This is a genomic window from Mucilaginibacter sp. P4_C11, assembly GCF_056402115.1.
In genome coordinates this window covers 260644-274058 of sequence record NZ_JBFUIA010000001.1, presented here as the reverse complement: position 1 = coordinate 274058, position 13415 = coordinate 260644, and the positions used below count along the sequence as shown (strand labels likewise).

The window sequence follows — 13415 nt, the reverse complement described above, 5'->3', positions numbered from 1 at the left end:
TTAAACCCGCGGCTACAAGATTGACCGAGGCTACGCCTCTAAGACGTGTTGAACAAGCCCCCCGATGTGTCAACAAAATATATCCTTAGACGCTAATCAGCATCCCATCTGCCTTACCCACACAAAACGGCATAGAGCCATAAAATATTTTTTTATTAACGCGTAGGGGATGTGCTCTTTTCAAACGTCAATTATTTATAAACCGCTAATATTTTAGTTTTCATGAAACCACTTATACCCGTAGAATTACTGGAAAAGTATTTGAATGGTAATTGCACAGAAGAAGAGATAGCATTGATTAAGCAATGGTATCATTCTTTTGAGGATGACTATGATTATATCTCGGGCGCAAGCGAAGCCGATGAAAAAGAAATAGAAGAGCGGATATATAACCGGATTACCGAAAATATTGAAGTTGATAATATCCCGGGACAGACAGGTAATGTACGATACCTCGGTATATTAAAATGGTCTGCCGCCGCGGCCGTTGCTGCGTTTTTACTGGGTGCTTTTTATTGGGTTAATAACACAAAAAGCCCATCATCACAAGTAGCACAAGTTGCCCCTCAACAGGTAGAACAGGTTGATATCACCAACAATTCAAATCAAATTTACAAAGCAGTATTGCCCGATAGCAGCACCATTTGGCTAAGTCCGGGAGGCAACATAAGATATCCTAAAACATTTGCAAAAAATGTCCGGATCATATCCATGTACGGCGAAGGCTTTTTTGAGATAACTAAAAACCCCAGGCGACCTTTTATTATCAACGGCCGAACTATAATTACCAAGGTTTGGGGCACCAGTTTTTTAATACGTGATAATTATCGCAGCAACACTGCCGATGTATCGGTTGTAACTGGCAAGGTATCGGTAAGTATTAAAAACAACGATCAGGATAACAACGTGAACACCAATTTAGAAAAGCACGAGCTGATGCTTTATCCCAACCAAAAGGCAGTTTACCTGGTAGATAAACATTTATTGAAACCGGCAGGCATAGTAAATCAGCCGGCATTAAAAATATGGAGCCAGGTTAATCTTTCATTTGATAACAAACCCCTGCGCGAAATTATCCCGGTGCTTAATGCTACTTATGGAGTACATATAAAGGTAGCTAATGACAGGTTGAACCATTATATGCTTAATGCCGATTTTGCAGGCTTTAACCTGCCGGATGTGTTGGCGGCCCTAAAAAAATCTATCAATGTAAATTACCAGATAAAGGACAATAACACTATTGAACTTAATTAAACCAATTAATTACTAACCCAAATTAACCTGATAAGCCTATGAAAAGTAAGATACCCACTTAAAAAAGCACCTCAGTTCCTGAGGTTGCAAATTCACCCGTAAAATAAAAAAGCTTAGAAGTGTTGCGACCACTCCTAAGCTCGAAAAGCCCAATACTGATGCACCATAAAATGGTGTAGCGGGCATTTAATTGTCTCATTTTTAACAAAGAAACATTACAAATATATGAAATTTCGTTTGCGAAAGCCTATTCCCTGGTCTAAAATCATGAAGATTACATTTAGTCAAATATTGATAGCGGCTTTGCTAAGCACCTTAGCTTATTCAAGCCCGTTAAGGGCGCAAAGCGTACTTGACAAAACGGTTAGCCTGTCGTTTAAACAGGTTACCGTACAAGAGGTTTTAAACTACCTGCAAAAAGACAACGACATCAAATTTATCTACAGTAAAAACTCGATAAACCTGTCGCAAAAAGTTACTGTGAATTTTGAGAACAAAAGTTTAAAAAGCGTCCTTGACCAGTTGCTAAAAAGCAATGGCATTGACTACGAGGTTTTAAAAGACAGAATAGTACTGGGAAAACCTGCCGATATTAAAGCAGCTGAAGGTACTGCTACCTCTGCCGACAAATCCGCTGAGCTTAACCAGGCAATAGCCGGTATCGTGGTAGCAGGTAAAGTAGTTGATGAAAAAGGCTTGCCGTTGCCTGGTGCAAGCGTACGTGAAAAAGGAACGCAAAACGGTGTACAAACAGATGTAAATGGCAACTTTAAGTTGAACGTTAGCAGCGAGAACGCGGTTTTGGCTGTCGATTTTATCAGCTACCGCTCTACCGAAGTTAATGTTGGTAAACAAACCTTTATCACCATAACCCTCATCGAAGATATAAAAGGATTAAACGAAGTAGTGATTGTAGGTTATGGCACACAAAAAAAGAGTGTAACTACCGGTGCAATATCTGGCGTTACCGCCAAAGAATTTGAAGACCTGCCGGTTACACGCGTAGAGCAAATATTGCAGGGCCGCACCTCTGGTTTAACCATTGCCGCAAACAATGGCCAGCCGGGCGAGGGCGCTACCGTACGTGTAAGGGGTATCACCTCATTTAACAATAACGACCCGCTTTGGGTGGTTGATGGTGTTGTGGTTGATAATGGCGGTATTGGCTACCTTAACCAATCAGATATCGAATCGATTGAAGTGTTAAAAGATGCTGCATCCCAAGCAATTTACGGTACACGTGCAGCTGCCGGGGTAATTTTGGTAACCACCAAAAAAGGGCGCGAAGGTAAGCCTCAGATAAATTATTCCGGTTATTATGGCACATCTAAACCAGCGCGCACAATTGATTTATTAAATGCCCAGCAATATGCTACCTTACGTAACGAAGCAAGTGTTGCTGGCGGCGGCGCCATTGTATATCCCAATCCGGCATCGTTAGGTGTTGGAACCGACTGGCAATCCGTTATTTTCAACAACAGCGCTAAACGCCAAAATCACGAGCTAAGCGTTAGCGGCGGTAACGATAAATCTACCTACTATACATCCTTTGGTTATTTACAGCAGGATGGTATTGTTGCCACAGATATATCAAAATACAAACGCGTCAATTTTAGGGTTAACCAAACCTACAAGCCTGCAAAATGGATAAACTTTGGCGAAAACCTTGGCTATACTTATAACAAATCAATCGGCCTGGGTAATACCAACAGCGAGTTTGGCGGCCCTATCAGTTCGGCTTTAAACCTCGATCCTATTACGGTTCCGGTTGTAACCGACCAAACTGCTGCTTCGGCCCCTGTATACGCCAATAACCCTGTGCGCAGAAATTCGTTGGGCTATCCTTACGGTATATCAAATATAGTAGGCCAGGAAATTACCAACCCGCTTGCATATATATCAACCCATTTAGGTAACTATAGCTGGGCGCATAACATTGTAGGCAATGTATACGGCGAGTTAGAACCTATAAAGGGCCTTAAACTACGCTCGACAGTAGGCACCAAGATTGCTTTTTATGGCGGCGAATCGTTTAACCCGGTAGCCTACCTCAATTCATCTACCATAACCTCGCAAAACAGCTACAACCGCGAAAGTAACAGGTTGTTTAACTGGAACATTGAAAACACCGCATCGTATAATCGCACAATAGGTAAACATAGCGCCACCGTGCTGGTTGGCCAGGGAGCTTATTCAGAAAACAACCGCTATACTGATGGCGTAACTTATTACAACTTGCCGGTTGATAACTTCCAGGACGCATCTTTAAATTACAGCATACCAGCCGCTAACAGAATTGGTTACGGCAGCGAAGGGCAGGCACACACCATCAGCTCGTTATTTGCCCGTGTTAACTACAACTATGATGAGCGTTATATCATAGAGGGCGTTATCCGCCGCGATGGTTCATCAAGGTTTGGAGCTAACTTTAAGTACGGTACTTTCCCGTCATTTTCTTTGGGTTGGGTGCCTTCAAAAGAAGCGTTTTGGCCTAAAAACGAAACTGTTAACTTCTTAAAATTCCGTGGCGGTTACGGTGTGGTTGGTAGCGATGCCATTGCAGACAATGCCTTCCTTTCAACTATTGGCGGTGGCCGTAACTATAGTTTTGGCACCGGCGATACCTACATAAGCGGTTACAGCCCTAATGCGCCATCAAACCCTAACCTTCGCTGGGAAGAAACAGCACAAACCAACGTGGGTTTTGATGCCGTACTATTTAACGACTTTAACCTAACCTTTGAATGGTTTAAAAAGAAAACCAGCGGCATTTTACAATACCCGCCAATCCCGTTATATGTGGGCGCTATATCAAACCCTGCTGCTAACATTGGCGATATGGAGAACAAAGGCCTTGAGTTAGAATTGGGTTACCGCAAAAAAATAGGCGAATTTAACTTAAACGTTAATGCCAACGTCACGCACATCACCAACAAGGTTACCTATTTAGGTAACGGTCAAAAATTCCTTGATGGCGCGGGTTTCCAGGGAGTTGAAGGAGGTATTACACGTACCACTGTTGGCCAGGCTTACAATTCTTTTTACGGGTACCAGAACATGGGTATTTTCCAAACACAGGCAGAGATTGACAGCTATGTATCGGCAAGCGGCCATAAAATACAGCCAAATGCCAAACCCGGCGATTTTAAATGGGCCGACCTTGATGGTAACGGAACTATTAATGATCAGGACCGTACCTACATTGGCAACCCTACGCCATCGTGGATATATGGTTTAACCTTTAATGCATCGTACAAAAACTTCGATATCGTTGTGTTTGGACAAGGCCAGGCAGGTAACATGATTTTCCAGGGCTTACACCGTTTAGATATCGGTAACTCCAACTTCACCACCAAACGTTTAGACAGATGGGTTGGCCCGGGCACGTCAAACACCGAGCCCCGTGTAGTTGATGGCGACCCCAACCATAACACCACCTATAACTCTAAATACTACCTTGAAAAAGGCGATTACTTCCGCATCAAAAACCTGCAGTTAGGATATAGCCTCCCTAAAAATCTGATTAGCAAAATTGGTATGCGAAGGGCGAGAATATATGTAACCGGCGAGAACCTGTTCACCTTTACCAAATACTCTGGTTACGATCCGGAGATTGGCGGCGGCAGCTACAGTATCGATCGTGGTTTTTATATGCAGGCAAAATCATACATGCTGGGTGTAAGTGTTGGATTTTAATAATTAATGAAATGAAGAAGAGTATAAAATATTTATCATTTTTTCTGGCGGCGTCATTTGCGGTAACCGCCTGTAAAAAAAGTTTTCTGGATGTAAAGCCTAAAGGCACCAATCTGGAATCGAGCTATTACCGTAACCAAACCGAGGCCTATAATGGGCTTACAGCTGTTTACGATGTTGTTGGATGGCAAGGCGGCGGTTTTGTAACCAAAGAAGGCGCCATGGATGCCGGTTCTGACGATCATTATGCAGGTGGTGGTAACGCTACCGATATTAACGATTTGCAGGTATTTTCAAACTACACGCTATCCCCATCGGTGGGCCCGTCATACGAGTTATGGAAAGCCGGCTTTTCCGGAGTATTCCGCGCAAACGTGCTGATCCAGAAATTGCCAAACGTTCCGATGGACGAGGGCTTGAAAAGCAGGTACAAATCTGAAGCTACCGCGTTGCGCGCTTATTTCTATTTTGACCTGGTAAGGCTATTTAAATATGTGCCTTTATTAACCGAGTCGATACCGGCCGACCAGATTTACAATGTAGAGCAAGCTACCCCTGCAGCAGTGTATAAGCAAATTGAAACCGATTTGAAAGCAGCAATAGCCGACGGAAATATCCCCGATAAAATAGACATAACAATAGATGGGGGCCGCCTTACAAAAGGCGCTATACATGCGTTATTGGGTAAGGTTTACCTTTATGAGCAAAAATGGACGGAAGCAGCGGCAGAGTTTGCAGAAGTAAATGGCGCAACGCCTGGCCAGGCAAACACAAAATATGGTTACAAACTGCTTGCAAATTTTGCCGACCTGTGGAAAACACAAAATAAATTTAACAGCGAGTCGATACTCGAGGTTGGTCACTCATCAAAATCAGGAGGCGATTGGTCATGCATTGCCTGTACCGAGGGTAACGTTTTAAATATTATTGTTGGCCCCAGAGATTATAAGGCCCTTAAACCCGGAGCGCCGGATTATATTTCAGGATACAGCTTTTTGCCTATCACCAAAAACTTATTCGATGCCATACATTTCGATCCGCGTAACAAGGCAACTGTGGCAAATTTAGACAGTTTAAAAGCAAACGGCATTGCCGACTATACTCCGGGATATATGAACACCGGCTATTTCCTGGGCAAATTTGCCGGGCATGTTGCCGATAAAACTACCGGCGGCGGTGCTCCCGAACTAAATTATCCGCAAAATTTATACGAAATACGGTTAGCCGATACCTACCTGATGGAAGCCGAGGCGCTTATTCGTGGTGCAGGCAACACGGCACGTGCAACAGCGTTAATGACCGCCGTACACACCCGGGCTTATAACGACGGTGTAACGCACGGAATGGCTGCCACCTTCGAAAATTTGAAAAGGGAACGCCGCCTTGAACTTGCCGGTGAAGGGCACCGCTGGTTTGATCTGGTACGCTGGGGCGATGCTGCAACAGTGTTGGGTTCAAGAGGCTTTACTGCCGGTAAAAATGAAATTTTACCTATCCCGCTTAATGATTTAAACAACACCAAGCTTAAGCAAGGTAAAGAGTGGGGTGGTACGTTATAATTAATTTATTGAAATAATTATGAAATTAAACATTATTAAAGCCTGTGCCCTGGGGGTACTTGCTATTGGAATGTACGAAGGCTGCAGGCCAGAAAAATATGATGGTAATGGCTTAACCTCTACCGACCTTAAAGCTACATTCACCGTAACGCCGGTAAGCGGCAAAGCAAACTATTACGTATTAAATGCCGATACGAAAGGCGTATTAGCTGTAAAATGGGACTTGGGCGATGGCGCTGCAATAAGCAAACCTACCGACACTGTTTTCTTCCCCGATGCGGGCAAATACACCGTTACCCTTACTGCAATAGGTAAAGGCGGCGAAACAAAAACCGCTTCCCAGGATATTAGCGTAGCCACCTCTGATCCATCTGCCGGAAACCTGGTGCTGGGATCAAATATGGCTGCAAGCGATGATGCTTTCTGGAACCATATAACCATATCAAACGGTGTTACCTTTGCTATAGATAATGGCAAAATGGTTGCAAAAGGCGGTGGCTATGGTCATGCCGGCATTTGGCAGGCAATAAACGTTGTTGCTGGGCGCAGATATCAAATAGATATGAACGTTGATGGCAGCGGCGCATCTGACACCTGGTTTGAAGTTTACTTTGGCACAAAACAACCTGTTAACGGATCAGATTACAGCGATGGTGGTGCACGCCTTGCTATAAACACCTGGACGGGGTGTGGTAAAACACCATTTAATGGTAAACTATCTGCCATACAATGCGCCGGGAGTGGTAATGTTGTTACTGCTGCCGCAACAGGTAAAATGTATTTACTTATTAAAAGCGGAGGTAATAACCTTGGCTTAACCGGCATCGAGTTTACCAAGGTAACACTTCGCGGGGTTCAATAATTTATAACAGAACAAGGTTGCATGAGCTCATGCAGCCTTGTTCTTACTCTTATCAAAACATGAAAAAGCTAATATTTGCTATATATCCCTTGCTCGTTTTAGCTGCACCATCGTGCTCAAAAAAGAGCAGTTCGACGATGGAGCCCTTTAAACAAATAGAACAGCCTGTTAAAACATACGGCTTTGAAAATGCCGTCACCTGGGCTGATGAATTTGATACCAACGGTGCACCCGACCCTGCAAAATGGACCTACGATGTTGGCGGAAGCGGCTGGGGTAATAACGAACTGGAGTATTATACAAACACCATCAACAATGCGGTTATTAAAGATGGCGTACTAACAATTACCGCCAAAAAAGAAAGCCTGAACGGAATGAATTATACCTCATCAAGGATGGTTTCAAAAAATGGCAGCGATATGCTTTACGGCCGCGTAGAGGTGAAAGCCAAACTGCCTGCCGGCAGAGGCACCTGGCCTGCAATATGGATGTTGCCAAACGATTATGCTTACGGCGCGTGGCCAAACTCCGGCGAAATAGATATTATGGAACATGTGGGCTACGATCCGAACAAGGTTCATTTTAGTGTACACAACCAGCTATATAACGGCGGCAATGCAAAAACAAGTACTTTAGAAATTCCTACTGCGTTTACCGAGTATCATTTGTACCGTGCCGATTGGACACCAACATCTATAAAAGGTTATTACGATGATCAGCTGGTATTTACTTATACCAATGATGGTAAAGGATCTGCAGGTTGGCCTTTTGATAAACCTTTCCACGTATTACTAAACCTTGCCATTGGCGGTAACTGGGGCGGTGTACAAGGGGTCGACGATAGTATTTTCCCCGTTTCAATGCAGGTAGATTACGTGCGTTTTTACAAAATGAATACAACAAACTAGTGTCGTGTCGACGATAAATTGACGGATTTTCTTTAGCCTAAAGTCTTAAGTTCTAAGTCGAAAAAGAGAAAATTCAACTTTAGACTTACGACTTAATACTACTGACTTAACACTAAAAAAAACGATAAATATTATCTGTGGTTTTGCATCGGCGTTAAACCGGTTTTGAATCCCTTTTTCCTATAATTTGCGCTAAGTATTCTAAAAATATGAAAAAACATTCGCGATACCTGCTTGGTATTTTAGCCATTGGTTTGGCCGTAACTCAATATAGCTGCAGCAAATCATCAACCGGCGGCAATGATACACCAACCACACCAACTAAGCCGGTTGATCCCGTAACTCCTGTTACTACCGATGTAAACATGTGGCTTACCACGGCAGATCAGGCGGTTTTGTTTAAGCAGCAAAATATCTCGCTGGTGTTTAATACCAACACCAGTACCAACCCTACCATTAACGTAGATGATTCAAAAGTGTACCAGCCTATTGATGGATTTGGTTTTGCACTTACCGGGGGCAGTGCTTCGCTTATCAACTCGTTAAGCGAGGCCAATAAAACTGCGCTGTTGAATGAACTGTTTAAAACCGATGGAACCAATATAGGTATAAGTTATTTGCGTATAACGCTTGGCGCATCTGACCTTAGCGCGGCACCTTTTAGTTATGACGATGTAAGCGGAGACGTAGCCCTTACTAATTTTAACCTTGATAAAGAAAAGGTGGATCTTTTGCCAATACTTAAAAGGATATTAGCCATAAACCCCGATATAAAAATACTTTCGTGCCCCTGGAGCGCCCCCGCATGGATGAAAGATAATAATAGCTTTTATGGCGGCAGCTTAAACCCCGAATATTTTGATACCTATGCCAAATACTTTGTAAAATACATTCAGGCGATGAAGGCCGAGGGCATAACCATTGATGCTATTACCCCGCAAAACGAGCCGCTTAACGCCTATAATAACCCCAGCATGTTAATGCTATCGGCAGATGAGGGTAAGTTTGTAAAAAACAATTTAGGGCCTGCATTTAAAACAGCCGGAATTGCAACCAAAATAATAGTTTATGACCACAACGCCGATCACCCGGAGTATGCTACAGATATTTTTGCAGATAAAGCAGCAGCCGATTTTGTTGACGGCGCGGCATTTCACCTTTACGGCGGGTTCATCAACGCACTTGGCACCGTGCATGACCAATACCCTGCAAAAAACATCTACTTTACAGAACAGGCAACCTTTGCCGGCGGCAACTTTGGCAGCGATTTAGCTTACCATGTAAGCAACCTTATCATTGGTGCTACCCGTAACTGGAGCCGTAATGTTATCGAGTGGAACCTGGCCTCAGATCCTAACCAAAACCCGCATACCGTAGGCGGCTGTACATCATGTTTAGGCGCAATTACCGTTGGTACCAGCGTATCCCGTAACGTATCTTACTATATTATTGCACATGCATCAAAATTTGTAAGGCCTGGCGCAGTTAGGATAGCATCCGATTTGGTAAGCAATGTACTAACCGTAGCTTTTAAAAATACCGATGGCACCAAAGTGCTGGTTGCTTTAAATGCCGGAACTGCCGACCAGCCTTTTAATATTAGTTATAAATCAAAAATGATTAACACATCGTTAAAAGCCGGAGCCGTGGCCACCTATATTTGGCAGTAACCTGTTAACTCAACATAAAAAGCAAAAGTTGGATGCTATATTTTTTAATACTGTCTCCCCCCCCCCTTATTGTTGCCCTCACGCAGTGCATCGGCCTGCTGTGTGTGCTAACCTGCGTGGGGGAAATTTACGTGGGGCAGCAAACCTATAATAATGCCATGCTCAGATCTATAGATATTACTTATATGCAAAGAATGGGATTAGTAAAGTTGGCAATATCTATCAGCGATTAATTCGGGCCATTGGTGATACAGGAGCAAACTGCCAAACTCAACAGGCCCTGCCGGATTTCTTTCTGAACTAATCGTATCAATGGCGGTGGTAACCTTTTGAAACATGTAAATACTTACCGAAATTGACAATCAGATTTTTAGCTGTTCATAACATACTGTAGTCTCTCCCTGTTTTGAGCCATATTGCCAATACCATTACAGCCGGTAATATGGATGAAATATTTATAGCGGCGTAACCGACAATTTATAAATCCAAATCGGCGATTAACGCAAATCAGACAGGAAATAGTTCGAGATTTGTACAGTAGTCACCACAATTCAAAAGCTTCTTAGTTAATTCTAGGAGGCTTTTTTTGGAGAAATCTCAACCGCATTTTTACGGGATTCTGAAAACTTGTTTCATTATGTGTTTAGATGAAGTGAATGGACGAATTACGAAACCCTCCGCGCTTATAGCAATCAGGTACAAGGACGAGCGTAATAAATACTTCCCTGATTATCTTCTATGATGATATACGGTGTCATGAACAGCAATTATAATCAACACTATGGTTGCTATCCCCCCAAATGGTATAGTAATTATAGATAGCCAGAAAAGAGATCCAATAGGATTAAATATTTTTCCAAAGGCAATTCCCGCTCTCACGCAATCGTCGGTTCCTGCTTCGTTGATTTGACAACCCAAACAGTAGCCTATAAAACCGGCCAACATCGATATCAATATCGGGGATAAAGCTATTATCAGAATGTAAAGATGATATAGCAGTACTTTTTTGATGCTAACTGTTTCCGGGAATAGGTAAGGCTTCATAATTAGCAAGATAAAATAATTTTCGTATGGCCTTGTGCTTTCCTTCTTAAAACACATTTTAAACTGGTACAGTAGAGGAGTGAAAGTCCTTTTGTTGCTGGTTCGATCTCTGCTGATACTACAAATCAAAAACTTCTGAATGAATCGGAGGCTTTGCAACACTGAATCTTCTACGAAAATCAAAATAATTTTACCTGGCAGAATTTTCCAGAAATGTTGTGGGGAATATCTATTATCTAATAAATATAATTAATTAATGACTTTTGATTGTTATTTCTTTTAAATTAAAAATAAGCATAATTTCTAATTTTATTTTTTATTTGATTCGGTTTTCCACCGCATAGCTTGCGTAAAAATACGTTCCTGAACACGTACAAACCCTATTGTTATACAGTGTATTAGCAGATAATTTTACCCTCATAGGTATTCGGAAAATAACACGGCCCCTGATCCGTACGTTCCCGATATCTCGCCCCAATTATTCTAAAGATTAAACATTTGTTAACTAATAGATATTGAATGCTTATTGTAATAAGTAACAAAATACTATTGTGCAAATATTAAAAAGTTCCTGAACTAATAAAAACCTTTATCTGCCTTACTATATGATCCGTACCGCACTTCAATTTATACAAAGCGAACTTGAAGCCTACATGGTTAACCGGGAGAATGATCCCGGCAGCTATAAAACAGGCAACGTGGTTGATTTGAAACCCATTGTTTTACCTAATGGTAATGTCAATATTACAGATTCGACGCATGTTACTATTATGCTGGTGAATATTGAGGAGGAACGCAGGGAAGGTAAGCAAGCCTACTATTTACCAACACCCGATAAAAAGTATTTAAGGCTTAATCCTCCGGTTGAAATTGATTTGTTTCTGCTGTTTGTTGCAAATAATTCCGACTACCCAACCGCATTGCGTAATCTATCGGATGTTATCGGCTTTTTTCAATCACATTCCGTGTTTGATAGCCAGGGTTACCCTTCTCTTAACGCCTCGGTAACCGATGCCGTTAATAAACCCTGGCAACTGATAGACAGGCTGAGTTTCAAATTGGTTAGCCTGACGTTTGAGCAGCAAAATAACCTTTGGGGCATGTTAAGTTCAAAATATATGCCAAGTGCGGTTTACCGGGTTAAGCTCCTTACCGCGTTTGAAACCAAGGGCAATGATGTGGTTACTTCGGTTAGTGAACTTGATTTTGTTGAAAACTAATTAAAATTATGGCAACGCTAACAGTAAAATATTCGCAACTGCTCACCTTGTCGGTAATGCAACAGTTTTATAGAAACGGCATTTGCGCGGCGTACACCACTGCCCCCAAATTGGATTTCACTATAGTGCCAACTGATGAATGCCTTACTTTTTTGAAAGCAAAAAATATGGTATTTAAAAATACTGATACCACCGGTGGTTTTACCATCATGGCACGTACCCAGGGTCCCAATCTTTCAGGTAATCCCCTTTTGAAAAACAGGGTTACCAATGCGGATAAACTTACTTTTTTTATGCTGCTGAATAATCCTAACGCGGTAAATTTTGATTTGCTGCCAACACAACTGACGGCCGGCAATATCTATTATTTCAGCAACCAGGTAGTTGATAATGCTGCCTTGCGTACCAATCTGCATTTATCAAAAAATAAACTTGGCGTTGATGGAAACAACGACCAGGTAAAAAAAGCGGATGCCAATTATAAGTACAGTTTTGCTGGCGTTGTAACAACTGCCCAGGCAGTAGTTAAACACCTTTTAACGGGCGTAACCGTTAATGCCACATCGGTTATTATGCAAGGTACAAACTCAATGTTATCGTTTAACCTTTCAGCATTGCCGTCGGGTCGCTGCCAGTTACTGATCAGCAATGTGCTTACCGATTCATTTTATTTTTTGGGTACTATGGCCAGTCAGCCTGTGTTCGGCATTATCGAACTTATCCTCGCTGCAACATTAGCTGCCAATTATAGGATAATTGAAGCCGATCAATCGTTACTGCCCGCACGGCCCAACTATACTGTTTTGTTTAAAAATCGGCCAACCTTTTGGCGTTACAATATTCAACTGCAAACTACCAGTCCTATTTACCTGGAGATGGCTAAGTTAACTCCAGCACAAAAAACAGACTATATCAATCAGCTCAGTATTACCTGTAATGATGCCAGTATCAAATTCAAGTTGGCTTCAAATACCGATCTGAGTTTTGTGTTTGTATCGCTGGCTAATATTCCACTGCAGGAAAGGTATATCCTGTCGTCAAGCGCCACCGGTGCCCCGCTCGTTTTTACACTATACAAACACATTACAACCAATAAAACCGAGATAAAATCAAACCTGGCGTACCCGTCAACAGGCGTCATTAATGCAAGCAGCCCTCCAGTTATTTACTCAGACATATTTATATCACTTTAAAAAACACTT

8 protein-coding genes are annotated in these 13415 nt (G+C 42.3%); all 8 read left to right on the top strand.

Going from position 1 to position 13415, the window contains the following annotated elements:
- Positions 1–222: 222 nt before the first annotated feature.
- The 8 genes from AC1DU2_RS01210 (at position 223) to AC1DU2_RS01175 (ending at position 13406) form a co-directional block, all read left to right on the top strand.
- A complete protein-coding gene (locus tag AC1DU2_RS01210) occupies positions 223–1254 on the top strand; it encodes a FecR family protein (RefSeq protein ID WP_477382408.1) in 1032 nt (343 codons plus the stop codon).
- A 267-nt stretch (positions 1255–1521) separates the two neighbouring features.
- Complete coding sequence (locus tag AC1DU2_RS01205) at positions 1522–4950, top strand: TonB-dependent receptor (RefSeq protein WP_477382407.1); 3429 nt, start codon at positions 1522–1524, stop codon at positions 4948–4950.
- A gap of 11 nt (positions 4951–4961) precedes the next feature.
- A complete protein-coding gene (locus tag AC1DU2_RS01200) occupies positions 4962–6509 on the top strand; it encodes a RagB/SusD family nutrient uptake outer membrane protein (protein WP_477382406.1) in 1548 nt (515 codons plus the stop codon).
- Between the two features lie 19 nt (positions 6510–6528).
- On the top strand, positions 6529–7371 hold the full coding sequence (locus tag AC1DU2_RS01195; protein ID WP_477382405.1) for a PKD domain-containing protein: 843 nt from the start codon (positions 6529–6531) through the stop codon (positions 7369–7371).
- 59 nt (positions 7372–7430) lie between these two features.
- The gene (locus tag AC1DU2_RS01190) at positions 7431–8279 is read left to right on the top strand and encodes a glycoside hydrolase family 16 protein (RefSeq protein ID WP_477382404.1); all 849 of its coding nucleotides are present in this window, start codon (positions 7431–7433) and stop codon (positions 8277–8279) included.
- A 209-nt stretch (positions 8280–8488) separates the two neighbouring features.
- Complete coding sequence (locus tag AC1DU2_RS01185; RefSeq protein ID WP_477382403.1) at positions 8489–9949, top strand: glycoside hydrolase family 30 protein; 1461 nt, start codon at positions 8489–8491, stop codon at positions 9947–9949.
- Between the two features lie 1649 nt (positions 9950–11598).
- The gene (locus AC1DU2_RS01180) at positions 11599–12213 is read left to right on the top strand and encodes a Pvc16 family protein (protein ID WP_477382402.1); all 615 of its coding nucleotides are present in this window, start codon (positions 11599–11601) and stop codon (positions 12211–12213) included.
- Between the two features lie 8 nt (positions 12214–12221).
- The gene (locus AC1DU2_RS01175) at positions 12222–13406 is read left to right on the top strand and encodes a hypothetical protein (protein WP_477382401.1); all 1185 of its coding nucleotides are present in this window, start codon (positions 12222–12224) and stop codon (positions 13404–13406) included.
- The last annotated feature ends 9 nt before the right edge of the window (positions 13407–13415 follow it).